This is a genomic window from Rhodoferax sp. GW822-FHT04A08 (genome assembly GCF_058801025.1).
This window is the reverse complement of sequence record NZ_JBXAMW010000016.1, coordinates 68,319-92,704: the sequence shown is the minus strand read 5'-3', so window position 1 is coordinate 92,704 and position 24,386 is coordinate 68,319. Positions and strand designations below refer to the sequence as shown.

Annotated in this window: 19 protein-coding genes and 2 riboswitches; of the genes, 5 read left to right on the top strand and 14 right to left on the bottom strand. The window is 63.1% G+C overall.

Annotated elements, in window-relative coordinates:
• Positions 1 to 14: 14 nt before the first annotated feature.
• The 12 genes from AC1RMF_RS22455 to AC1RMF_RS22400 all read right to left on the bottom strand — a co-directional run bounded on the left by AC1RMF_RS22455 (position 15) and on the right by AC1RMF_RS22400 (position 14,486).
• Positions 15 to 779 (bottom strand): creatininase, encoded by a 765-nt coding sequence (locus tag AC1RMF_RS22455; protein WP_493144461.1) that lies wholly within the window; start codon positions 777 to 779, stop codon positions 15 to 17.
• Positions 776 to 1,696, bottom strand: a complete 921-nt coding sequence (locus tag AC1RMF_RS22450) for a DMT family transporter (protein WP_493144460.1) — start codon at positions 1,694 to 1,696, stop codon at positions 776 to 778. Before AC1RMF_RS22450 ends, AC1RMF_RS22455 begins: the two co-directional genes overlap by 4 nt.
• Positions 1,693 to 2,454, bottom strand: coding sequence for an SDR family NAD(P)-dependent oxidoreductase (locus AC1RMF_RS22445; RefSeq protein WP_493144458.1), 762 nt, complete (start codon positions 2,452 to 2,454; stop codon positions 1,693 to 1,695). Before AC1RMF_RS22445 ends, AC1RMF_RS22450 begins: the two co-directional genes overlap by 4 nt.
• The gene (locus tag AC1RMF_RS22440; protein ID WP_493144456.1) at positions 2,451 to 3,239 is read right to left on the bottom strand and encodes an SDR family NAD(P)-dependent oxidoreductase; all 789 of its coding nucleotides are present in this window, start codon (positions 3,237 to 3,239) and stop codon (positions 2,451 to 2,453) included. The genes AC1RMF_RS22445 and AC1RMF_RS22440 overlap by 4 nt, the downstream gene beginning before the upstream one ends.
• 13 nt (positions 3,240 to 3,252) lie before the next feature.
• Complete coding sequence (locus tag AC1RMF_RS22435) at positions 3,253 to 4,287, bottom strand: fatty acid desaturase family protein (RefSeq protein ID WP_493144455.1); 1,035 nt, start codon at positions 4,285 to 4,287, stop codon at positions 3,253 to 3,255.
• A 124-nt stretch (positions 4,288 to 4,411) separates the two neighbouring features.
• Complete coding sequence (locus AC1RMF_RS22430) at positions 4,412 to 5,473, bottom strand: ABC transporter substrate-binding protein (RefSeq protein ID WP_493144453.1); 1,062 nt, start codon at positions 5,471 to 5,473, stop codon at positions 4,412 to 4,414.
• 54 nt (positions 5,474 to 5,527) lie between these two features.
• Positions 5,528 to 5,650, bottom strand: a riboswitch (guanidine-I (ykkC/yxkD leader).
• 148 nt (positions 5,651 to 5,798) lie between these two features.
• Positions 5,799 to 7,613, bottom strand: coding sequence for an allophanate hydrolase (gene atzF, locus AC1RMF_RS22425; RefSeq protein ID WP_493144452.1), 1,815 nt, complete (start codon positions 7,611 to 7,613; stop codon positions 5,799 to 5,801).
• A 34-nt stretch (positions 7,614 to 7,647) separates the two neighbouring features.
• On the bottom strand, positions 7,648 to 11,289 hold the full coding sequence (gene uca, locus AC1RMF_RS22420) for an urea carboxylase (RefSeq protein WP_493144451.1): 3,642 nt from the start codon (positions 11,287 to 11,289) through the stop codon (positions 7,648 to 7,650).
• The gene (locus tag AC1RMF_RS22415) at positions 11,290 to 11,943 is read right to left on the bottom strand and encodes an urea amidolyase associated protein UAAP2 (protein ID WP_493144450.1); all 654 of its coding nucleotides are present in this window, start codon (positions 11,941 to 11,943) and stop codon (positions 11,290 to 11,292) included.
• Positions 11,944 to 11,984: 41 nt separating this feature from the next.
• Complete coding sequence (locus tag AC1RMF_RS22410; protein WP_493144449.1) at positions 11,985 to 12,767, bottom strand: urea amidolyase associated protein UAAP1; 783 nt, start codon at positions 12,765 to 12,767, stop codon at positions 11,985 to 11,987.
• A gap of 28 nt (positions 12,768 to 12,795) precedes the next feature.
• Positions 12,796 to 13,635: an ABC transporter ATP-binding protein gene (locus AC1RMF_RS22405; protein WP_493144448.1), complete on the bottom strand. Its 840-nt coding sequence runs from the start codon at positions 13,633 to 13,635 to the stop codon at positions 12,796 to 12,798.
• A 5-nt stretch (positions 13,636 to 13,640) separates the two neighbouring features.
• Entirely contained in the window at positions 13,641 to 14,486 is an 846-nt protein-coding gene (locus AC1RMF_RS22400) for an ABC transporter permease (RefSeq protein ID WP_493144447.1), read from the bottom strand.
• A 53-nt stretch (positions 14,487 to 14,539) separates the two neighbouring features.
• A riboswitch (guanidine-I (ykkC/yxkD leader) is annotated at positions 14,540 to 14,642 on the bottom strand.
• Between the two features lie 168 nt (positions 14,643 to 14,810).
• Here AC1RMF_RS22400 and AC1RMF_RS22395 point away from each other — a divergent pair.
• Positions 14,811 to 14,954: a DUF3149 domain-containing protein gene (locus AC1RMF_RS22395; RefSeq protein WP_342620812.1), complete on the top strand. Its 144-nt coding sequence runs from the start codon at positions 14,811 to 14,813 to the stop codon at positions 14,952 to 14,954.
• On the opposite strand, the gene AC1RMF_RS22390 is transcribed toward AC1RMF_RS22395, so the two are convergent.
• Positions 14,911 to 15,246: a DUF2917 domain-containing protein gene (locus tag AC1RMF_RS22390; protein ID WP_342620813.1), complete on the bottom strand. Its 336-nt coding sequence runs from the start codon at positions 15,244 to 15,246 to the stop codon at positions 14,911 to 14,913. The two genes, AC1RMF_RS22395 and AC1RMF_RS22390, sit on opposite strands and share 44 nt — an antisense overlap.
• Positions 15,247 to 15,431: 185 nt before the next feature.
• Here AC1RMF_RS22390 and AC1RMF_RS22385 point away from each other — a divergent pair, with 185 nt between their 5' ends.
• The 4 genes from AC1RMF_RS22385 (at position 15,432) to AC1RMF_RS22370 (ending at position 23,253) form a co-directional block, all read left to right on the top strand.
• Positions 15,432 to 16,952: an aminotransferase-like domain-containing protein gene (locus AC1RMF_RS22385; protein ID WP_493144446.1), complete on the top strand. Its 1,521-nt coding sequence runs from the start codon at positions 15,432 to 15,434 to the stop codon at positions 16,950 to 16,952.
• A gap of 220 nt (positions 16,953 to 17,172) precedes the next feature.
• Positions 17,173 to 17,976 carry a substrate-binding periplasmic protein gene (locus AC1RMF_RS22380; RefSeq protein ID WP_493144444.1) on the top strand — a complete coding sequence of 268 codons (804 nt, stop codon included), beginning with the start codon at positions 17,173 to 17,175 and terminating at the stop codon, positions 17,974 to 17,976.
• Between the two features lie 29 nt (positions 17,977 to 18,005).
• The gene (locus AC1RMF_RS22375; protein ID WP_493144442.1) at positions 18,006 to 21,050 is read left to right on the top strand and encodes a hybrid sensor histidine kinase/response regulator; all 3,045 of its coding nucleotides are present in this window, start codon (positions 18,006 to 18,008) and stop codon (positions 21,048 to 21,050) included.
• Positions 21,043 to 23,253, top strand: a complete 2,211-nt coding sequence (locus AC1RMF_RS22370; protein ID WP_493144440.1) for a GGDEF/EAL domain-containing response regulator — start codon at positions 21,043 to 21,045, stop codon at positions 23,251 to 23,253. The genes AC1RMF_RS22375 and AC1RMF_RS22370 overlap by 8 nt, the downstream gene beginning before the upstream one ends.
• A gap of 30 nt (positions 23,254 to 23,283) precedes the next feature.
• Here the strand turns inward: AC1RMF_RS22370 and AC1RMF_RS22365 are convergent, their stop codons facing one another.
• A complete protein-coding gene (locus AC1RMF_RS22365) occupies positions 23,284 to 24,246 on the bottom strand; it encodes a chemotaxis protein (RefSeq protein WP_342620818.1) in 963 nt (320 codons plus the stop codon).
• Positions 24,247 to 24,386: the final 140 nt, after the last annotated feature.

Here is a 24,386-nt window from a genome sequence, read left to right as displayed (position 1 = left end):
TTGCGTGGCCCGTCTTACTGGAACGCCTCGGCCACCGCAACGGCCATGCGCTGCGCCAGCTCGTGCGCCATGACCTGGCCTTTTTCTGCGGTCGATCCCTTGGCGGAAGACAGCACGCCCGAGAGCGGCACCCAGTGCTTCTTGGTGGGGTAGACGTCGTAGGGCGGGAAGTCGGCTGGTGGCTCTTCGGGGATCAGGTCGGTACGCACCAGCGAGGGGTGGTAGTGCAGCATCATGGAAGTCTCGATCACCGCTGCATGCTCCAGCGCAAAGCCGGGGAAGCCATTGGGGAACACGCTGGCCAGCGTGGCTTCGGTCAGAAAGTCCCAGTACTCTAGCCGCATCACTTGCAGCTTGGCCCCAGGCCCCAGGTCGCGCAGGCCCAGGTCTATGCCCTCGATCAGGAACCACTGGTTCTCGTAGTGGCCGTTGACGATCACCAGCTTGGTGGCGCCATGCCGTGCGAACTCGCGCACCGCATCGCGCACCGAGCCGATCAGCGTAGCCGCGTCCACGCTGGTGGTGCCGCAAAAGTGCTGGCCGCCGCCGCACTTGGGTTGCGACTTGTAGCCATACGACAGCGTGGGCGCCACCAGCCCGCCCACTTGGGCGGCGGTGTCGGCGGCAACGGCTGCCGACAGCAGGCCGTCGGTGCCCAGTGGCAGATGCGGACCGTGCTGCTCCAGCGCGCCCACCGGCAGGAAGATGGGCGGCTGTTCGTTGCGGATGCGGGCTTCGTAATCGACCCACGAGAGTTGGTTCATCCAGATGGTGCTCATGCGGTGTCCTTGACAAGAGAGGTTGATGAAAGTGGGGCAGGTGGTGTGGGGTTGTCGGTGGCCTCCAGCACGGCGGCCGAGGCGATGAGTGCGGCGCCCATGCACTCCAGCAGCGTCATGGTCTCAAAGCCCGAGAGCGTGGCCGACAGCAGCGCCACCACCAGCTCGGCAATGGCAATCACGCCCGAGCGCCCAGCCTCCAGCCGGGTCACGCTCCACTGCCAGGTACAGGTGACCAGCGCCATCCAGAACAGCGAGAACGCGGCTAGCAACAAGACGATGCGTGGGCTGAATACCGCTGCGCTGGGCAAGTTGCCCGACTGCGCGCCCAGCGCTGCCATGAGAGCCAGCATCAGCGCGGACGTCACGCCGCAGCCCAGCAGCAGGCCAATGGTCTTGCTGGAGGTGGGCACGCCCTGCGCCTTGCGCGCCAGAATGTTGTTACCCGAAAAGGCCAGACCTGCGGTGACGGCCAGCAGGTCCGCCGCACTGGGCGGCGCGGCAAAGGCCGCCATGCCACCCACCACCAGAAACGCGCCGCACAGCGACAGCGCCACCGCCAGTGCGCGGCGCTTGGACACGCGCTCGCCCAGGAACAAACGCCCGCCCAGCACCGACCACACCGGCGCCAGGTAGAACAGCAGCATCACCCGCACCACATCGCCCAGCACCATGGCGCTGACAAACGCGGTATTGCCCCAGCCGCCCACCAGTGCAATCCACACCAGCAGGCCGGTCTGCGTGCGCCACGCTTGGCGCTGCTTCAGCAGCCAGGGCAGGCCCACCAGCCCGGCAAAACCATAGGTCAGCATGGCCAGCAAGGGGCCGGAGAGGCCCGCTGCCGCAAAGCTTTTGAGCGGCCACCAGGTCAGGCCCCACAGCGAGGAAGAAAACAGCAGAACCCAGACGGCACTCACGGCATCACCGATCCGCCGTTGGGCCCCAGCACCTGACCGCAGTAGAAGCGCGACAAGTCGCTGGCCAGGAACAGCGCGGTGGCGGCGATTTCTTCGGGCTGGGCAAAGCGGTGCTGCGGAATCGCCAGCTCCAGCGCTATGGTTTCCGCACTCATTGACTCCAGCGACACCATGGCCGTATCCACCGGCCCCGGTGCAATCGCATTGACGCGTATGGCCGGTGCAAACTCGCGCGCCAGCGAGCGTGTGAGCCCAATCACTCCGGCCTTGGCCGCGCAGTAGGGCGCAAACTGTGCGCGCCCGAGGTAGCCCAGGTCCGATGCCGTGTTGATGACCACGCCACGGCCCTGCGCCACCATGCCGGGCAGCACGGCGCGGCACATCAGGAACACCGACTTCAGGTCCACATCCAGCATGCGGTCCCAATCGTCTTCGGTGGTCTCCAGAAATGGCTTCTCCTGGATGATGCCGGCGTTGTTCACCAGGATGTCGATGGGCCTCGCCGACTGCACCTGCGCGACCATGGCGCTGACGGCGCTGGCCTGGGTGACATCAGCCTCCACGGCCCAGGCCTTGCCGCCGTGGGCGGTGATCTGTCTCACGACTTCCTGTGCCGCTTCTGCACGCCCCAGGTGGTTGACCACCACGGTTGCGCCAGCCTGCGCAAACAGCAGGGCGGTAGCGCGGCCTATCCCGCTGGCAGCACCGGTAATGAGCGCGGTGCGGCCTTGCAGGTTCATGGTGTGGGGTGCGCTCATGCCATCACCTCGCCATTGCTGGCGACCAGGCTTTGCCCGGTCATGCAGTGCGCATCGTCACTGGCCAGGAACAGATAGACCCCGGCAATGTCGGCGGGCGACAGCATGCGGGGTAGGGCTTGGCCCGCCAGGATCTCGCGCTCCACTTCAGCTTCGCTGCGGCCCTGCGTCTGTGCCATGCTGCGCAGCGACGCCATGGCGGCATCGGTGCGTATCCAGCCCGGGCAGACCGCGTTGACGCGTATGCCGCGCGGCCCCAGCTCCCAGGCCAGTGCGCGCGTGAGGCCTATCACCGCATGCTTGCTGGCCACATAGGCCGAGAAGTCCGCCACGCCGGTGCGGCCCCAGATGGACGACTGGTTGATGATGCTGGCGCCGCTGTGCAGCAAGGGCAGCAGGGCCCGCGTGAGCCGCGCCATGCTGGTCACGTTGTTGTCCAGCAGACGGGCCCAGCGCGTATTGGCATCCACCGCGGTGTCAGACAGAGGCGTGGGGTATTCAGCACCCGCGTTGTTGACCAGCACATGCACCTGGGGGTGTTGTGCTGCGAGCTGCGCGGCCAGGGCTGCCACAGCCGCGTCGTCCGACAGGTCGCACACATGCGCAGTGACCTTGCATTGCGGCGCAAACGCAGCGGCCACGGCGTGCAGCGCATCGGCGGTGCGGTCCACCAGCACCAGCTCGGCGTGTTGTGCAGCAAAGGCCTGGGCCAGTGCGCGGCCAATGCCGCTGGCCGCACCCGTGAGCACGACCACACGGCCCTGCAGTCCGTAGTTGGAAGTCATGGACGTGAAGGCCTCAGACAGCCGTCAGGAACGACACGCCCACCGCGCCCACAAAGGTGTTGGCGCGTCCTGGCACACCCACGGGCGCCACCGCGCCGTAGTCGTCCGCCAGGATGCGTTTGAGGCGGTTCACATGGAAGCTGCGCAGCAGCTCTCCCACGGTGACCACCTGCGCATAGTCGTCCGGGTACAGCTCGCGGTGGTAGGCCGGCAGACGGTACCAGGGCACGGTAGGGCGCTCGTGGTGCGCGTTGTGAAAGCCGAAGTTCAGCCACAGCATGTTGAGCACGTTGTTGCCCAGGCCACTGGCCACGCCCACCACGTCGGAATAGGTGTTGGCCTGCTCGTAGACGCGGTCGCGCACCAGTTCCTTGGGCAACGGTGTGTCGTCCAGGATGGGGTAGGCAATGTAGGTGTGCTGGAAGCAGTCGGCAAAGCGCAGCAGGGTGATGAAGATCAGCACGGCCATGCAATACAGCAGCAGCGCCTTGAGCGACACCCAGCCCAGCAGGGCAAGCGCCGAGAAGCGCACCACGATGATGGCCACCATGCGCAGCTTGCCGCCGGTGTTGTGGCCCTTGAGGTCCTTGCGGAACGGCATGGCGATCACAAAGCCGCGCATCAGGTATTCCACTGCGGGAAAGTAGGCCCACTCCAGTGCCAGCACGGTGTTGCGCAGCCAGGCCGGTGCCTTCAGCAGATAGCCCTTGGCATCGAAGGTGACCACGTCGGCACGCTCCACATGGTGGCGCATGTGCTTGCGCCGCATGTCTTCATAGCGGGCGTAGCAGCTGCCATTGAGCCAGCTCATGAAGGTGCCCCAGCGCGCATTGGTCTCGGGCCGGCGGAAGATGGCGTGGTGCGCGAACTCGTGGATGAAGTAGGCCGACCAGGTCAGGCTCAGCATCATGCAGGCCAGGCCCAGGATGTTCCAACCCCAGGCGTTGGCCAACATCAGGCCCAGGCCCAACGGATACAGCAGCACGGTGGCCGCCAGTGCCAGCGTGTTGGGCCACACGCCATCGGGATAACGGTAAATGGATTGCACGTTGAAGTCTCCCCATCAATCAATGGACACAGCCGGTCCCGCTACGCGTGGGCAAGCCGCCGCGCAGGGGTGCCGGACATGCCGGCAAAAAAACCAGGGGGCCACAGAGGGCCCCCGGTGCGGATTACTTCTTGGTCAGCGCAGTCACAAACTGCGCATCGATGGTGGCTTCGGTCGCAGGCACCGCCTTGATCTGGCCCTTGGCCAGCAGCAGCTTGCCGATGACGTCACCGCTGCCGTAGTAGGAGGTGGTGTCAGCCGACTTCACAAACGCCTTGGGCATTTCTGCTGCAGGAATGTTGTACACGCCGGTGAGCTGTTCCTTGACTTCCTTGGGTGTGACGCCCATGAACTTGCCGATGATCTTGTAGGACTCATCGGGCTTGGCCTTCATGTAGGCCAGGCCGTCCAGATAGGTCTTGATGATGCCGGAGATCTCGGTGGGTTTGGCCTTGATGACCTTGTCGTCAAACACCAGCACGTCGGCAATCAGGCCGGGTGCGTTCTTGCTGGAGAACACCACCTTGAACTTCTTGCCACCACCCTGGCTGACGATCTGCGACAGGCTGGGCTCATACGTCACGCCAATGGGCATCTGGCCGGAGGCCATGGCAGCGGGCACGGCTTCTGGCGTCATACTGATGGGGGTGATGTCCTTGTCGGTCAGGCCCGCGGTCTTGAGCGCGTAGGACAGCAGGAAGTCCGACGGCGACAGCGGGTTGAAGCCCACTTTCTTGCCCTTGAAGTCAGCCACCTTGGTGATGGTCTTGTCGGCCACGATGGCGTCGCCGCCATTGGAGTAGTCGATGGGCATCACTACCTTCTGTGCCTGTCCGGCAGCCACCTGGCCAACCACCTGGTCATAGGTCAGCATGCCGCCGTCGATGGCACCGCTGGCAATGGCCGAGGGGATCAGCGCCGGATCGGTGAACACCTGCAGCGAGACCTTGAGGTTGTATTTCTTGTAGAGGTCCAGTGCCTCGGCCACATAGAACGGGCCGTAGCCGATCCACACCACGGTGCCGATTTTCAGCGGTGTGGGGCCGGCAGCAAGAGCGCTACCGGCAGCGGCCACAAGAGCCAGGCTGGCCAGGGGTTTGAGCAGACGATTCATCCATGTGCGCGCACGGGGCTGGGCGCCATTGGATGCAACAGAGGATGCCAGGAGAGGAGAGAAGGTGACCATGACGAAGCTCCAGAAGTGAATGAAAAAAAGCAGGAAGAGACGATATGTACGTCGCTCTCCCGGGCTTTTATCCCTCCGTGGAGCCCCGGTGCTTCTGCCACCAGAGCCGGTGCACTCTCGGACCAGACATCACCGCAACAGCATGCTTGCAGGACCGGAACCCTAGTGCACCTAACTGAACATGAGTAAAGCAAGTTTTGCATGTTTTCCAACATACCGAACCGCTCAACCTGCGACTACAAAGTGAGCAACATGCGTGCCAGATTTATGGTGTTGTTGCGGCATGCAAAAGCGATGCGTCGGGGCATGCACGCACCAACAGCGCTCATTTTTTGCTCGCCAGGAATGCACGCCATCCACCATGGTGCGTAATGTCTTCGGCACCATCGGCGGCAATGGCTTCACACACAAAACCCTGCACGCTGCTGCCGTCTTCCAGCTTCACCGTGCCTATGCCCAAGGGTGCCGGAATACCGGCCACAAACGAGCCGAACTGGCTTGCGGGCATCTCCCAGATTTCCATGGCAATCGGCGCGCCGCCGCTGGCCACGCGCACCATGCCCGGACGGTAAGGTGGGCCGCCGGGCAGGGCATAGAGCTTGTAGTCGGGCGCGCTGTTGACCGAGCGCAGCAGACGTGCACCACGCGAGGTGAGCTGCGGGTTCAGTGGCAGGCCACTCAGGTGTGCGCCACACACGGCCACCTGGATCTGCTGTGAGGGGAACAGCGTGGCATCGGGTGCCACGCCCAGCTTGTGCGGTGCATGTTCGGTAGCGCCCACGGTGGGCACGGCGACTGCATGCAGCCTGGCCGCCAGCGTCAGCAGCGCGAAGTCCTTGCCACACGGTGCCACCATGGTCACGCCGCAGGGCAGGCCGCTGGAGAAAAAGCCGGTAGGCACGGCCAGCGCCGAGAGGTCCAGCAGGTTGACGAAGTTGGTGTAGTGGCCCAGATTGGAGTTCAGGCGTATCGGGTCGGCCTCTACATCGGCAATGGTGTAGGGCGTGCTGGAGGTGGGCGTGAGCATGAAGTCCACGCTGTCCCACAGCGGTTTGGTTTTGAGCGCCAGGTCCTTGAGTTTGTAGAGCGCAGCAAAGGTGTCGGGCGCGCTGATCTGTATGCCCTTTTCGGTGATGGCACGGGTGACCGGGTGCAGGGCTTCGGGCTTGGCCTCGATGAAGGGGCGGATGGCGGCGTAACGTTCGGCTACCCAGGGGCCTTCGTACAGCAGCGTGGCCACGGCGCGGAACGGGCGCAGGTCAAACTCCACCGCGGTGCCGCCCAGTGCTTCGAGCATGGCCACAGCTGCCTTGAACTGCGCCGGGCCTTCGGCGTTGCCGTGGAACTCCAGGTCTTCTGCGCGCGGCACACCAAAGCGGAAGGCCGGTGCTGCGCCAAAGTTGAAGCCCGGCTCGGGCATGCGGCGCGCAAAGGAATCGATGCCGTCTTCTCCTTCTGCCACCGCCAGCACGCTGGCTGCGTCTGAGGCAGTGAGCGCGAAGATGGACACCACGTCAATCGTGCGGCAAGCTGGAATCACACCGGTGGTGGGAAGGCGTCCGCAGCTGGGCTTGAGGCCCACCAGGTTGTTGAAGCCCGCGGGCACGCGGCCCGAACCCGCCGTGTCGGTGCCCAGCGAAAAGCTGGCCAGGCCCAGCGCCACTGACACGGCCGAGCCGGCCGACGAGCCGCCCGAAACATAGTCGGGGTTGAAGGCATTGCGGCAGGCGCCGTGCGGCGAGCGCACACCCACCAGTCCGGTAGCGAACTGGTCCAGGTTGGTCTTGCCCACGGGGATGGCACCGGCTTCGATCAGGCGCTGCACTACGGTGGCGCTCTTCTCGGGCGTGTAGGCGTATTCGGGGCAGGCGGCAGTGGTGGGCACGCCGGCCAAGTCAATGTTGTCCTTGATGGCAAAGGGGATGCCGTACAGGGGCAGGTCCTTGGGGTCGCGGCCCTGCAGTGCACGGGCATAGCCTTGCAGTGCGTCGAGCGAGAGGCGGTGAATCCATATGTGGCGGTCCACCAGCGCGTCCTCGGCCAGCATCTGCGCATGCAGTGCTTCGACCAGGGCCAGCGGGGTGAGGCTGCCATCCAGATAACGGCTGCGCAAATGGGATAGGGATAAGTCAAGACGCATACAGGCTCCAGCTTGTTTTATGTTTAGGGTTCATTCAGTTCAAAAGCACCAGGGCCTGGCCCGCACTCACGGGCTGGCCTTCGGTGCACAACACTTTGTGCACTGTGCCGTCGCAGGGTGCACTCATGGAAATTTCCATCTTCATGGACTCCACCACCAGCAGCAGGTCACCGGCTTTCACCTGCGCACCTTCCTTGGCCAGGATGGACCACACGCCGCCCGATACCTGCGAGGTGATGACCTCGCCGGCAAAGGCATCGGCCAGTGCGGCCAGGCCGCTGTCCACAGCGTCGGCTTCCGCCTGCGGTGTTTCCAGCAGACCGGCTGCAGCCCAACGCTCGCGCTCGGCTTCAAAGGCGCTTTGCTGCACCTGCTTGAAGGCGGCAATGGAATCGGCGTTGGCCTGCAGAAAGGCCTGGTATTCCGAGAGGCGAAAGCTGCCTTCCTCGATGCGCAGCTTGGCCTTGCCTGCCGGAAAGTCCTTGCGCCACTGCAGCAGCTCTTCGGCGCTCACCGGGTAGAAGCGGATCTGGTCAAAGAAGCGCAGCAGCCAGGGCTTGCCGGCCTCGAAGTCCTGCGCGCCATTGCGCGCATCGCGCCAGCGGTTCCACATCTGCACCGTGCGGCCCACGAACTGGTAGCCGCCGGGGCCTTCCATACCGTAGACGCACATGTAGGCGCCGCCTATGCCCACCGCGTTCTCCGGCGTCCAGGTGCGGGCCGGGTTGTACTTGGTGGTGACCAGGCGGTGGCGCGGGTCTATGGGGGTGGCCACGGGCGCGCCCAGGTACACATCGCCCAGGCCCAGTACCAGGTAGCTGGCTTCAAACACGATGTCGTACACCGCCTGCCAGTCGGGCAGACCGTTGATGCGGCGTATGAACTCGATGTTGCTCGGGCACCAGGGCGCATCGGCACGCACCGATTGCATGTATTTCTCGATGGCCAGGCGCGTGGCTTCGTCATCCCAGGACAGCGGCAGCCACACGGTGCGGCTGCGCACTTCGATGTCGGCCTCGGCTGCGCTGAACACGGCGGGCAGCGTATCCAGCAGCACCTGCATGAGCGCGGGCAAGGCGATCACGCTGGGGTCGTAGTGCACCTGCAGCGAGCGGATGCCCGGCGTCATGTCGACGATGCCCGCCAGTGCGCCGCTGCGGCACAGGTCCTGCAGCCGCGTCATGAGCGCATGCACATGGAAGCGCAAGGTCAGGTCCAGCGTAAGCGCGCCAAACTCGATCAGCACATTGCAGTCGCCCGAGCGGCGGAACACCACTTCCTCTGCATCGTCGGATGCCTTGTGGCGCAGCAGCACGGCGGCATCGGGCAATGCCAACGCACCCGTTTGCTGTGTCGGCGTGAGCGGCGTGGCGCGACCCGCCAGCAGCGCGTCCTGTGCCAGCGCCAGGGCATTGGCCATGTCCAGTGACACCGGGCGGAAGCGCACGGTGTTGCCGGGCGAGAGCTGGCCCAGCTTCCACAGCTCGGCACGCACCACCGTGGCCGGGCAGACAAAGCCGCCCAGGCTGGGGCCGTCCGGCCCCAGGATCACTGGCATGTCGCCGGTGAAGTCGATGGCGCCAATGGCGTAGGCGTTGTCGTGGATGTTGCTGGGGTGCAGCCCGGCCTCGCCACCATCGCGCCGCGCCCATTGCGGCTTGGGGCCAATCAGGCGCACGCCGGTGCGGCTGGAGTTGTAGTGCACTTCCCAGTCGGTGGCAAACAGCATCTGCATGTCGTCGGGCGTGAAGAAGTCGGGCGCGCCGTGCGGCCCCACCAACACGGCAATGTCCCAGTGCGTGGCGTATGCCGGGCGCACTGCGTCTATCTGTGCGGCGTTCAGTGCAGCGGGTGCTGCCGTGTCGGGCGCTGCCACATGCAGCACATCGCCCGCGCGCAGCACGCGCCCGCCATGGCCGCCGAACTGGCCCAGGGTGAAGGTGGACTTGCTGCCCAGGTAGTCGGGCACGTCCCAGCCGCCCAGCACCGCCAGATAGGCCCGCACACCGGCGCTCTGCACCCGACCGATCTTGAGCACCTGGCCAGCGGCCACATCCACTGCGGACCACATGGCAACCGGCTGGCCGTCGAGCAGCACGTCCAGCGGCGCGCCGGTCACGGCAATGCGCATGGCCGAGCGAAAGCTCAAGGTCGGGCCGGCAGCGGTGATCTCCAGTGCGGCCGCGCCCTGGGCATTGCCCACGATGGCATTGGCCGCACGCAGGGCCAGTGCGTCCATGGGGCCGCTGGGCGGCACGCCCACATCCCAGTAGCCCAGGCGTGCGGGCCAGTCCTGCACCATGGTGTGCACGCCACCGCTTTGCACGTCCACCGCATGGCTGGCCACCTTGAAGTCGGCCAGGCTGCGCGTGGTGTGCGTGGCCTGCACAAAGGGCGCGAAGGTCATCAGCGCGCGCAGGTATTGCAGATTGCATTCCAGTCCGGCAATGCGGCTGGTGTGCAGAGCTGCAGACAGCTTGGCAATGGCGTCGCTACGGTCGGCACCATGGGCCACCAGTTTGGCCAGCATGGGGTCGTATGACGCACCCACTTCGGTGCCACGCTCCACCCAGGTGTCCACGCGCAGGTCACCGGGGAACAGGACTTCGGTCAGCACACCAGTGGAGGGCTGGAAGTTCTTGTACGGGTCTTCGGCATACAGCCGGGCCTGGATGGCATGGCCCTTGGGTGTGACCGTCAGGGTGTCTAGCGCAGGCAGGTCGCCCGTAGGCAGCTTGACCATCCACTCCACGATGTCCACGCCGGTCACGGCCTCGGTCACGCCATGCTCCACCTGCAGCCGCGCGTTGACTTCCAGAAAGTAGAAGTCCTGGGTGCGCGCATCCACCACAAACTCCACCGTGCCGGCCGAGCGGTACTGCACCGACTGCACCAGCCGCCGCGCCGTGTCGTGCAGGGCCTGGCGTACTTCCTCGCGCAGGTTGGGGGCGGGGGTTTCTTCCACCACTTTCTGGTTGCGCCGCTGCAGCGAACAGTCGCGCTCGCCCAGCACCTGCACGGCTCCTTTGCCGTCACCAAAGATCTGCACCTCGATGTGGCGCGCATCGCTGATGAAGCGCTCCAGAAACACGCCGGCGTCCGAGAAGTTGGCCTGCGCCAGGCGGCTCACCGTCTGGAAGGCAGCGCTCAGTTCAGCGGCATCGCGGCACATCTGCATGCCGATGCCGCCACCCCCCGCACTGCTCTTGAGCATGACGGGATAGCCAATGGTCTGCGCGGCGGCGAGGGCTTCTTCGGCGCTGGCCAGCAGGCCGGTGCCGGGCAGCAGGCGCACCTGGGCTTCGGTGGCTAGGGCACGGGCCGAGTGCTTGAGGCCGAACACGCGCATCTGCTGCGGCGTGGGCCCCAGGAACACCAGGCCTGCGGCTTCGCAGGCTTCCACAAAGCTGGGGTTTTCCGAGAGAAAACCGTAGCCCGGGTGGATGGCCTGTGCGCCGGTCTGCAGCGCGGCGTCAATCAGCTTCTGGCCGACCAGATAGCTTTGTGCCGCAGGCGCCGGGCCTATGCAGACCGACTCGCTGGCCATGGCCACATGCATGGAGTGCGCGTCCGCCTCGGAGTACACCGCCACCGACTGGATGCCCAGCCGGTTGAGCGTGCGGATGATGCGGCACGCAATGGCGCCGCGGTTGGCAATCAGAACCTTGGTGAACATTCAGGCGCCGTCCCACACAAGAAACTGCACCGGTGTCGGGTTGTAGGCGTTGCAGGGGTTGTTGAGCTGCGGGCAGTTGGAGACCAGCACCACCACGTCCATCTCGGCACGCATTTCCACATACTTGCCGGGGGCGGAGATGCCGTCTTCAAACGTGAGCTGGCCCTCGGGTGTGACCGGCACGTTCATGAAGAAGTTGATGTTGCTCACCACATCGCGTTTCTCGAACGTCAGACCTTCCATGCCGGACTTGGCGATGGCCGTCATGAAGTTGTCGCGGCAGCTGTGCATGTGGCGTTTTTCCAGCGCGTAGCGCACGGTGTTGCTCTCGCAGGAGCAGGCGCCACCCAGGGTGTCGTGGCGGCCGCAGGTGTCGGCCACGATGGTCAGCATGGGCCGGCCTTCGCTGGACATCAGCGTGGTGCCCACGGTGAGGTAGAGCGCGCCTTGTGCCTGGATGGTGTGGGTCAGGCTGTAGCGCTCGCTGGGGTCGGCGGCGTTGTAGAACAAGGTGTCCACGGCCTGGTTGCCTTCGAGGTCGACGATGCGAAAGATCTGGCCACGGCGCACGGTGTGCACCCAGGGCTCGCCTGCGGGGTGGATGGTGTTGAAGACAGCGGTGGCAGCGCTGTAGCTGCTTTCTACGGTGTGCATGGTGTTGCCTTTGGATTCGGTGGTCTATGTGGGCTGCGCGCTTAGAGGTAGTAGCGCTCGGTGTTGATCAGGCCGCGCCCGTTTTCGGGGCAGTGCAGACGGCAGGGGTCGTCGGCACCGGCAGTGCCGGAGCGCCACACGGTAAGTGCCACGTCCTGTGGCGCATAGACCGGGTTGGGGTCCAGCGGATGCTGCGCGGTGGAGAGCACCACCAGGGTGTCCATCTCGAAGCGCAGGTCCACGTACTGGCCCGGCGCGCGGTGCGCGGTGACGAACTGCAGGCGGCCTACTTCATCGCTTTGCACCTTGCTGAAGAGGTTGAGGTTGGCAGCCATGTCGCGCTTGCTCATGCCCCACTTTTCCAGCTCGTTGACCAGGCTGTCGGTGCCGTTGCGGTGCATGGCGTTGCGGTGTTCCTGGTAGCGCGCTTCGCCATATTTGGCGCGCACGCCCGCTTCGGTGGAAGCACCGCACACGGTGTCGTGCCAGCCGCAGGTGTCGGCAGCGATGGAACACAGCACGCGGCCCATGTCGGAGTAGCACACATGACCCGCAGTGAGGTAGGCAGTGTGCTGGGCCTTGAGCGTGTCGGGCATGTTGTAGCGCTCGGTCTTTTCCTCGGCGTTGTAGAGCAGCATGGAGACGTTGGCGCTGCCGCGCACGTCGGTGATGCGCAGCGTGTTGCCACGGCGCATGCGCGCAGACCAGGCGGTGCCGCCGGGCACGGTTTCGGTCCACAGGATCAGGCTGGGGTCAAACGCGGTGGAGTGGTCCGGCACGGCAGCGCGCGCCAGGGGCGAGAGGGTTTCAAAAGAGGTTTGCATACGGTTTTGCGTAAGAAGTGAATAGGGCTTAGCCGATGGCTTCGGTGCGGCAGAGCTTGTCGAGTAGCTCCTGGTCGGTGGCCATGCCGGAGCTTTCGCGGATGCGCGCCAGGATCTCGGCCTTGAGGGCGCGGAACTCGCTGCCGTGTTTCATCTCCTGGTCGCGTGCCTTGGGCAGGGGCACCGGATAGATGCTGTGGATGCGTCCCGGGCGCGGCTGCATCAGCACCACGCGCTGACCTAGGTAAATGGCCTCGTCCACATCGTGGGTGACAAAGACGATGGTGGTCTTCTCGATGCGGTGGATGTGCAGGATCAGGTCGTGCATGACCTCGCGCGTCTGCGCATCCAGTGCACCGAAGGGCTCATCCATCAGCAACATGGCGGGCTTGCCCATGAGCGCGCGGGCAATGGCCACACGCTGCTGCATGCCGCCCGAGAGTTGATTGGGATAGGCATCGGCCACCTTGGACAGGCCGATCAGGTCCAGCAATGCATCGGCACGGCCCGAGGCGGCTTCCACATCCGAAGAAGTGAGGTTCTCGCGCTTGACCTTGAGGCGCCGGCTGAACTTGATGTTCTGCATCACCGTCAGCCACGGGTACAGGCTGTAGTGCTGGAACACCATGGCGCGGTCCGCGCCCGGACCTTCGATGGGCAGGCCATTGCATTCCACACTGCCGCTGGTGTGCGTCTCCAGCCCGGCAAGAATGCGCAAGAGCGTGGACTTGCCGCAGCCCGATGCGCCGACCAGGGTCACGAACTCGCCTTCTTCGACGGAGAGGTTCACGCCCTGCAGTGCGGGCACTGCATTGGTGCTGGGCGCACCAAAATATTTGCCCAGGTTCTGGATATGTACTTTGGACATGGTCATCAGCCTTTGCTGTGCAGCCAGGGGAAGGAGCGGCGATGCAACCAGCGGAAGGCCTGGTCCATCAGCAGGCCGATGAGGCCGATCAGGATGATTCCGCCGAAGATGGTGTCGGTCTTGAGGAAGCGTTGCGCCTTGAGGATGGAGTAGCCCAAGCCGGAGTTGGCGGCCACCAGTTCGGCCACCACCAGGTAGGTCCAGGCCCAGCCCATGGTCAGGCGCAGGGTATCCAGGATGGCGGGCTTGGCCGACTGCAGCAGCACCAGCTGCACGATCTCGCCGCGGTCTGCACCCATGGTCTGCGCTGCCTCGATCTGCGCCCGTGGCACCAGCCGCACGTTCTCGGCCACCATCAGCACCATCTGGAAGAAGGTGCCTATGAAGATGATGGAAATCTTGGCGCTTTCGCCAATGCCCAGCCACAGCATCACCAGCGGAATGAAGGCCACGGCCGGCATGTAGCGGATGAAGTCGGTGAGCGGCTCCAGAATCGCCTCAATCGGCTTGAAGGCGCCTATCAGCAGGCCCAGCGGCAGGGCGAACACGGCCGAGAGCACGAAGCCCGCCAGCACCCGGTACATGCTGATCATGGTGTCGCCCCAGAGGTCGTCGTCCATCATCCAACTGAATAGCCGCGTGACCACCTGTACCGGCCCGGGAAGGAACACCGGGTCCACATAGCCCGACTCCGTGAGCACGGCCCAGGCCACCAGGGGCAGCAGCAGGCCCAAGCCGGCAAAGAGCCAGTACTGGGTGCGGGAGATGGAGGCTGCAATCGACCAGATGCTGGGTTTCTTGACCCGTGGCGCAGCGTCTGGCGGCAGATAGAGGGACTGTGTATTTTGCAAATCAGGCTCCAGGTAAAAACAAAAACGCGAGAGGTCAGGCGGCGTTAACCGTGATCTCCCGGGCTTTTATCCCTCCGTGGAACCGCACTTGCGTGCAGCCGACCGCTCTTGGACCAGACAGTGCACATGGCACCCGGAACCCTAGCTGTCTTGAATGACTGAAACTAAAAAATGATTAAGGCTTGGCGTTTTCCTCTCGAAAACTACTGAGCAATATCAATGCCAACATTCGCGTGCACCAGACTGTGCACATTGTTTGATGCACATCACAGCCCCCTTTGCCCCCGTGCGTATTCTGCAAACCAGATTGCAAAGGAGTAAGCCATGAAATTGATGCAAGACCTTCTCTCAACCGACTACGGCCTGATGAGTCTGGCCGTGATCGTCATCGTGCTGGGCATGGCCGTCTGGTACGCCCGCTTCTTCAAGCGGAAAATGGACGAAGCAGAAGCCAACCACAGCGTTTGATCAGGCTGGCACGCGGTCGCGTGCCCTGCTGTATCTGCTGGGTCAGTGGTACCAGCCGGTAAAGCGCAGGCTGTGCCGGTGTGCTAGCCGGACTCCAGTCGCTCTGGATCAGTACCAGGTCCTCATGCAGATCCATGACGGAGCCGGCTGCCAGGAAACGGTCCACCGCATCGCAGGGCCGGGTCAGCCACAGGCTGCCGCCCAGGACTTCCAGACGAAAGCCTTCACCCGCATTGATCAGGCGGGTCTGACGGGGTAATAGGACGGACGGCTCGGGCTGCTGCGGGTACATGGGTTTTCTCCGGTAGTGATGGCTCAACTGTCTGCCGATGTGCGGCTCTTGCCCATATACACAGAAGGACAACCTGTACCGGTGCACACAGAAGCGCCGACGCATCTGTGCTGGTCTGGTTCGGGTCCATCTGTACCGCTTTTTTGCCTGCTGTTGCGGCACTGCGCGGCGGCATTGGCGTTACCATGGAACGCATGGCAACCGAGGCGCCCCTCCTGTATTTGCAGATTGCACTGCGTTGCGCGCAGTTGATCGCGTCTGGCGCCCTGCAAACCGGGCAGCGCCTGCCTTCGGTGCGCGATTCGGCAGCACAGAACCATGTGTCGGTGGCCACTGTGGTGCAGGCCTATCGCTATCTGGAAGAGCACGGCGTGGTGACGCCGCGCCACAAGTCGGGCTATTTCGTGACCACTGCCAGCCGGGCCAAGGCAGCCGGCGTGGTGCGGGCCATCCAGCATGCGCCTGAACTGCCCAAGGGCCAGCAGGACAACGCAGCGAACGTCCTGGAAAGGCCGGCGGTCAGCTTTGCCGGATACAGCCCCAAGGACAAGGACTTTTTCGACAATGATCGTATCCGCGTGGCGGTCAGTCGCGCCGCGCGGCTCAAGCGCGACACCTTTACCGATTACAGCAGCTCGTCCGGCACGCTGGCCCTGCGCAATGCCGTGGCTTTGCGCGCCTTGCATCTGGGCTGTGCGCTCAAGGGCGAGAACATCGTCATCACATCGGGCTGCATCAACGCGGTGGCCATGTGCCTGCAGGCGGTGACCAAGCCCGGTGACCTGGTGGCCATTGAAAGTCCGACGTTCTTCGGCTTTCTGGATTTGCTGGAGTCGCTCAACCTCAAGGCCATTGCCTTGCCCACAGACCCGCGCACCGGCGTGTCGCTGCCCGCGCTGCAGCTCGCCTTGGACACGCAGCCGATCAAGGCCTTGCTGCTGGTGCCCACGCTGTCCAATCCGCTGGCATCCATCATGCCGCTGACGCACAAGCGCGCGCTGGCGCGGCTGGTGGCCCAGTACCAGGTGCCGCTGATCGAGGACGTGGTGTTCAACGATCTGCTGGCCACCGACTTCCGGCGGCGTGCGGTCAAGGCCTTTGACAGCGAAGGCTGGGTCATGACCTGCGGCTCGTTTGCCAAGACCGTGTCGCCCGGCATCCGTCTGGGCTGGGTTGAGGCCGGGCGCTGGAGCAAGGAGCTATCTACGCTGAAGCGGGTGCAGGGCACCTCCACCAACGCGGTGCTGGAATATGCACTGGCCGACCTGTTGACGCAGGGCAGTTACGAGGCGCATTTGCGCCGCTTGAGTGCGCTCATGAAACAGCGTCTGGGCCAGGCCCGCAAGCTGATCCAGGCCAGCTTTCCGGTGGGTACCCGCGTCAATGATCCACCTGCCGGATACACGCTGTGGGTGGAGCTGCCCGGTGAGGTGGACACCATGGTGCTGTTTGCGTTGTGCAAGGCGCAAGGCATTACCGTGGGGCCGGGCCAGCTGTTTTGCACCAGCCACCGTTACCGGCATTGCTTGCGCCTGAGTTTTGCCGGCGCCTGGGGGCCGCAGGAGCAGGCGGCACTGACGCAGGTGGGGCGGTTGGCCTGCCAGCTGGTGGAGGGGCTTGACGATGAAACCAGCCGTGCTGCGATGGATGCATCGCGCATGGACTTCATCAGCAAGGCGGACGTTTCAGCCTACGATTTGTGGTGAGCTGAGGCATCCTGCGCGCGCAGGGCATGCAAAAAGGTCTTGCATAGGTATTTGAAGACGCCCATAGTTGTGGGGGGAGGGAACATCGACGCAGGTCGATGGTTTCAATGGCGTCCGAAAAGACCTTGAAAGCGGGAATATGAAGGTTCGCGTACTTTGCTTCGGCCGGTGGCGGTGCTTGTTGTCACTTTTGCTGCTTGCGTGGGGGGGATTTCAACCCTTGCACGGCGCCTGGGCCGCAGAAACAAGGCTTGCGGTGTTCCCGACCGGGCCCATCTACGAGTACCGCTGGAAGTTGCTGGAGCTGGCGTTGTCCCATGTGCGCGGCGCCGGCACAAGCTACCAGCTGACGCCCTACCAGGAAGACATCACACAAAACCGCGGCATGGAGTTGCTGCAATCCGGCGAGTTGGATGTGATCGCGCTGGGAACCAATGTGGAACGCGAAAGCCAGATGCTGCCGATCAAGATCGACATCCTGCGCGGCATCGTCGGGTTTCGCATTTTTGTGATCCGCGCGACGGATCAGGACCGCATTGCCCGCATGGACGCTGCCGCACTGCAGCAGCAACTGGTATTTGGCCTGAACAGCCAATGGGCCGATCTGCCGGTCATGCGTGCCAACGGGTTCTCGGTGGAGACTTCACCCAACTACGAGAACCTCTTCGTCATGCTATCGGCCAAGCGCTTTGATGCGTTTCCCCGAGGATTGAACGAGGCGGCGCGCGAGCTGGAGGAGCGCAAGGTCCGCTATCCGCTGCTGGCCGTGGAGCAAAGCAAGGCCTTGTTCTTTCCCTATCCAGTGTATTTCTGGGTCAACAAGAAGAACAAATCCTTGGCCGGGCAGATCGAGCGCGGCTTGCGGGCAGCGCTGGCAGACGGGTCGTTTCGCCAGCTGTTCGAGACGTACCACGCCAACGAAATCGCCACTTTGGCGAAAGAGAAGCGCACGGTAGTGCGCATGACCAACCCGATCTTGCCGCCCGGAACACCGCCTACGGATACCAGCTGGTGGTGGCACTAAGATGCCTGGCATCACGGCAAAGAATACCGATGCAGTTTACGCAAACACTTTCTCAGCGCCTCATCTACACCCTGCTTCCCTGGTATTTGCTGGTTGCTATCGGCATGACGGGCGTGCAGCTTGTCATTCAATATGCCAATGTGGGGCGGGACATAGAAAGCGATCTGGCCACGTTGGGGCGCACCATCTCGCCGACCGTCGTTGGTGCGGTGTGGCAGCTGGATTCGGCGCAACTGGCAACCCTTGTTCAAGGGGTTCGCCAAAACGCGATTGTTTCTGGCGTTCAGATTGAGAGCAGCACGGGTGAAGTGCTGGCCGAGGATGGCCATGTGCCTTCGACGGACCTCGATGCGGCAGGCATTTTTCCCAACGCCGAGAAGCTGATCCGGCTCCCCCTGTACCACCAATCCATGCGGGGTCGTGACAATTTGATCGGAACCCTGAAGATGTACTCGGATCGCAAGGTCATCTGGGACCGCACCAAGTACGGCGTCCTCGTCATCCTGCTCAATTCGCTGGTGGTGACCACGGCCTTGTGGCTGCTGTTCAGGTGGGCCGTGCGGCGCAAGCTCTCCGATCACGTGACGCGTCTGGCCAGGGCGGTGGCGGATGGGCGCAACCAGCCGCAGGCGGTGCCGCTGGAGCCTTTGCACTACCCCTTTGTGGACGAGTTGGGCGAACTGGTCAAGGCGTTCGATGTGAGCCGCTTCCGGCTGTTCGAGTCCATGCAAAAGCTCAATGCGCTGAACCAGAACCTCGAGAAGATCGTGGCTGAGCGCACCCTGGAGCTGCGGCAAGCCAAGGAGCAGGCCGAGTCTGCGACCCGGGCCAAATCGGACTTCCTGGCCAATATGAGCCATGAAATCCGCACACCCATGAACGCCATCCTGGGCATGCTGTACCTGGCACTGAAGGAGGACATGCCCCAGGGGCTGCGCAACCGCCTCACCAAGGCCCAGGGCGCGGCCAATTCGCTGCTGGGCATCATCAGTGACATTCTGGATTTTTCAAAGATCGAAGCCGGCAAGCTGGATATGGAGCAGGTGGAGTTCGGTCTGGATGCGGTGCTGGAGCAGCTTGCCGATACGCTGAGCTTCCAGGCCGAGCACAAGGGGATTGAATTCCTCATCCGCTACAACCCGGGCATTCCTCCCCGGCTCATCGGCGATCCCTTGCGCCTGGGGCAGGTGCTGATCAATCTGTGCGGCAATGCGGTGAAGTTCACTGAGCGGGGGCAGGTGGAGCTGTCCTTGCAGTGCATCAGCAGCACGCAGTCGGACGTCATGCTGCAATTCACCGTGCGGGATTCGGGTATCGGCATTGCACCCGACGTGCAACCCAAACTGTTTGAGAAGTTCACGCAGGCCGACCAGACCACCACGCGCCGATTTGGCGGAACGGGTCTGGGCCTGGCCATTTGCAAGCACCTGTGCAGCCTGATGGGCGGGCGCATCTGGCTGGAGGAGTCTGAGTTGGGCCGCGGCACTACGGTGTGCTTTACTGTGCGGCTGCAGATTGCGCAGGGTGCCCTGCTGCACCAGCGTCAGCTGGTGGATCAGGTCGGGCCTTTGCTCAAGGGCGTGCGCGTGCTGCTGGTGGACGACAACCAGGTTTCGCTGGAGATCCTGTCGGAGATGCTGCGCTTCTTCCAGATGGATGTGGTGGCCGTATCCAACGGCCCCGCCGTGCTGGCGGCGCTGGAAAAACCGGGCTCACCCTGTGACCTGCTGCTGATGGATTGGCGCATGCCCGGAATGAATGGCGATGAAGTGGCCAGACGTGTGCACGGCAGCGCCGCCATTGCGCACAAGCCCAAAATCGTGGTGGTGACGGCCTATGGGCGCGAGGACGTGATGCGTCTGTGCGAACAGGCCGGAGTGGATGGTTTTCTGGTCAAGCCGGTGACGCCATCGTCCATGCTGGACACCATCTTGTCCGTGCTGGGGCGTCGGCGCATTCTCAGCGACGGCGAAAGCGGCAAACACAAGCTACCGCTGGGCCTGTCCCAGACCCAACTGGCCGGGGCGCGCCTGCTGCTGGTGGAAGACAACGATATCAACCGCGAGTTTGCAACCGAGCTGTTGCGCAGCGAGGGCATTGAAGTGGACGAGGCTGTCAACGGCCAGGAAGCGGTGATGAAGGTGCAGGCCTCTAGCTACGACGCCGTGCTGATGGACGTCCAGATGCCGGTGATGGATGGGCTGGAGGCTGCGCGACGGATCCGTGCATTGGCCGGACAGCCCAACGGGGCGTATTTCCGCGACATTCCCATCATTGCCATGACCGCCTTGGCCATGGCCAAGGACGCAGACCAGAGCCGTGCCGCCGGCATGAACGACCACGTCACCAAACCCATATCGCCGGAACGGCTCATGGCAACCTTGTCCCAATGGGTTCGCCTGCCCCGGCAGGGCATGGGATTTGCGCCGACGCAGGTGGCACGCAAGAACGTGGAGCTACCCGACGAGCTGCTGGCTGCCTCCAGTCTGGATGCGGTGGAGGGGGTGCGGCGCATCGGTGGCAATCTGGACGCCTATTGCAGGCAGTTGCAACGCTTTCGCGACCACTATCCCAAGGCCATCGAAGATTTGCGTGCGGCCTGCGAGAACCAGGGCGTGCAGGTCGCGGAGCATCTGTGCCATGCACTGCGGGGCGTGGCTGGCAATCTGGGGGCCTATCTGCTCTATGACAAATTGAAGATGCTGGAGAGCACGCTCAAGCAAGGCCAAGCGCCTGCAGCCCAGGATATGGATGATGCAGATGCGCTGATGGTGAATGTCTTGCGCGACATAGATGCAGTGCTGCTGAGCACCATGCCCGCAGTCGCTGAGAAACCCCAGACACTGTCGACCACGGAATGGCAGTCGTTGCTGCAACGGTTGGGCCATGCGCTGGATTACGATCTGGGTGCCGCCGATGGACTGATTGCACAACTGCGCGCCGGTACGCTAAATACCGCCATGGAAGCCGAAGTGGCAGAACTTGCGAGACTGGTGGACGTATTTGATATCGATGCGGCGCAAGGCCTGCTGAAGGCACTGCAAGCCAAGCAACTGGACAGACAACATGAATGAAACCGCCCAAGCATTGAACAATGGCAAGCCCCGGCTATTGATTGTTGATGATGTTCCGGAGAACCTGCACGCATTGATGAGCGTGCTGCGCGATGACTATGCCATTTCGGCGGCCGTCAGTGGCGAGAAAGCGCTGGAGCTGGCCAGGCGCGCACCGCAGCCGGACCTGATCTTGCTGGATATCAAGATGCCGGGCATGGACGGCTATTCGGTACTTTCCGAACTGAAAATAGATGCCACTACCGCCAACATACCGGTCATGTTCCTGACGGGACTGAGCGATGCGGCAGACCAGACGCGCGGGCTGTCTCTCGGTGTGGCGGACTACATTACCAAGCCGGTCAATCCCGACCTGCTCAAGGTGCGCATCCGCAATCTGCTGGAGTTGCGCCGCATCCGCAGCCACCCGGTGCTGTTCGACATTGCGGCACAGCGCGACAGCAACCAGACCGCTTCCATTCTGGTGGTGGACGACGTGCCGGAAAACATCCACGAGCTGGTGGGGGCGCTCTCCAGCGAATACCGGATCATGGTGGCCAACAGTGGCCTCAAGGCGCTGGACATCGTGCAGCACGGGGAGCCGCCGGACCTGATCCTGCTGGACATCCGCATGCCCGGACTGGACGGCTACGAGATCTGCCGGCGCATCAAGGCCATGCCTACAGGCAATGGCATTCCCGTGATCTTTGTGACCGTGGTCGATGCGCCGCAAGAAAAGGTCAAGGGCTTTGCGCTGGGGGCGGCGGACTACATCACCAAGCCGTTTGATGTGGATGAGGTGCGGGCACGCATCCAGACCCATCTGGAGCTGGCGCGTCTGCGCCGCTTTCTGGAAAACCTGGTAGCGCAGCGCACGGCCCTGCTCAAGATCAGTGAGGAGAAGTACCGGATCCTGGCGCACCGGGACACGCTTACCGGCTTGCCCAATCGCGTGCTGTTTGCGGAGCAGTTGGCGCATGCCATTGCACAGTCACAGCGCAACCAGAGCCAGTTTGCGCTGCTCACCCTGGACCTGGACAACTTCGCCACCATCAATGAAAGCCTGGGGCATAGCGTGGGTGACAAGCTGTTGCTGGCAGTCAGCCAGCGCCTGCAAGGACTGCTTCCCGATAGCGATGCCATCGCGCGGGTGGGGGGTGACGAATTCAACATCATCCTGGACAGCACTTCGCCCGATCCCTGGGTGGACTTGCAGGCGCAGCGCATGATTGACGCGTTGACCCTGCCGTTCGTCGTGGATGACCACAGCATCTATGTAGGTGCCAGCATTGGCATCGCCCTGTTTCCCGATGACGCATCCACTGCAGAGCAGCTGCTGAGCAATGCGGACGCTGCCATGCACCGCGCCAAGGCCGAGGGGCGCAGCACCTTGCGTTTCTTTTCGCCCGACATGTCGCGACAGGCCCGTGCGCGCTTGAACCTGGAAGCCAACCTGCGACGGGCGCTGGACCAGAACGAATTGCGCCTGCACTACCAGCCGCAAGTGGCGTTGGCCAGCGGCCAGGTCGTGGGAGTGGAGGCACTGGTGCGCTGGATGCATCCAGAACGTGGTCTGGTTCCGCCCAACGAGTTCATACCACTCGCCGAAGAAAGCGGCCTGATTGTTCGCCTGGGGGACTGGGTTCTGAATGAGGCCTGCCGTCAGATACAGGCCTGGTCCGCAGCGGGTATTGCGCCTTTGCATACGGCGGTGAATGTATCGGCCGTTCAGCTCAGCCGCGGCAATCTGGTGGAGTCGGTCACAGCTGCGTTGCGCACCACGGGCATTGCACCTGAGCGTCTGGAACTGGAGATCACGGAGAGCTTCCTGATGTCCAACCGCGAGAAGTCCATCGAGTCCCTGGCCCAATTGCGCCAGCTGGGTGTGCGCCTGTCGATCGACGACTTCGGCACCGGTTACTCATCGCTTTCCTATCTGCAGCAGATCAAGGTGCACAAGCTCAAGGTGGACATGTCATTCGTGAAGAACATCACGACCAATGCCAGCAATGCCTCCATCGTCAAGGCCATTGTCGCCATGGGGCACAGCCTGGGACTGGAAATCATCGCCGAAGGCGTGGAGTCGAAAGAGCAAGCCTTGTACCTGTCGGGCATGGGCTGTGACGTGATGCAGGGGTTCCTGATCAGTCGCGGCTTGCCATCAGAAGCCTTGACGGAGTTCCTGGCGAGCTACAAACCTTCCAGCTTTTCGCACGGCGGCTGAGGGCCGCACGCGCGGGTGCCGTCTGGGCGCCTAGCGCGAACCGGCAACTACTTTCAGGATATTGCTGCCCAGTTCCTCGGCCACGAACTTCGCCACATAGGCATCTGCGCCTGCGCTTCTGGCATGGTTCTCCGACGCGGTTCCTGAGAGCGAGGAGTGCACCATCACCGGTATGCCGCTGTAGCGCGGATCATCCTTGATGTTGCGGGTAAGGGTGAAGCCATCCATCTCCGGCATTTCCAGATCGGTCAGCACCAGTGCCACACGGTCGCGAATGGGGATGCCCTGGGCTTTGGACTGTGCATACAGACTGTCCAGTTTTTCCCAGGCTTCCTTGCCGCTCTTGGTCATGATGACCGGCAGGTTCATGGCCTTGAGGGCTTGTTCAATCATCATGCGTGCCACTGCGGAATCGTCAGCGGCCAGAATCACGGAACCTGCCGGAATGGAGCCCTTGGGCATGATTGTGTCTTCGCGGAAGGTGTGGTGCTGGTCGGGGAATACGTCGCGCAGGATTTGCTCCACATCAAGCACCTGGGCCAGGCGACTGTTTTCCTTGTCGCCGTCCAGACGTGCGAGGCTGGTCACCAGCCCACCGCCGGTGCCTTCAGCGGAGAGTGCCTGTTTCCAGTCCAGACGCACGATTTCCACCACCTCTTCGACGGCAAAGGCTTGCGTGGTGCGGGCGAACTCGGTCACCAGCAGAATGCCTGTGCCTTTGGCTGGCGTGCAGCCCACAATCTTGGGCAGGTTGACGACCGGAATCAGTTGCCCGCGCACATTGGCAATGCCCATGACGTTGGGCCCGGCATTCACCATGGAAGTGATTTCCGGCATTACCATGATCTCGCGCACCTTGAATACATTGATGCCGAACAGTTCGTGCTTGAGTGCGCCACTGGGTTGCCCCAGGCGAAACAGCAGCAACTCGAACATGTTGTTGCTGGAGCTGGCGTTGCGTTTTTCCTTCTCGGAGGCAAATGAGGTGGCCATGGTGGGAGTCTCTCTGATGTCTATAGGTCGATAGCTTCAATCATGCATCAACTCGGGGCTGGCTTGCGTATTTCTGTTTGTACAGGGTTTGTCTCGGTTTTAGCAGCCATTTTGACATCTAGAATGAATCCGTTATCAGG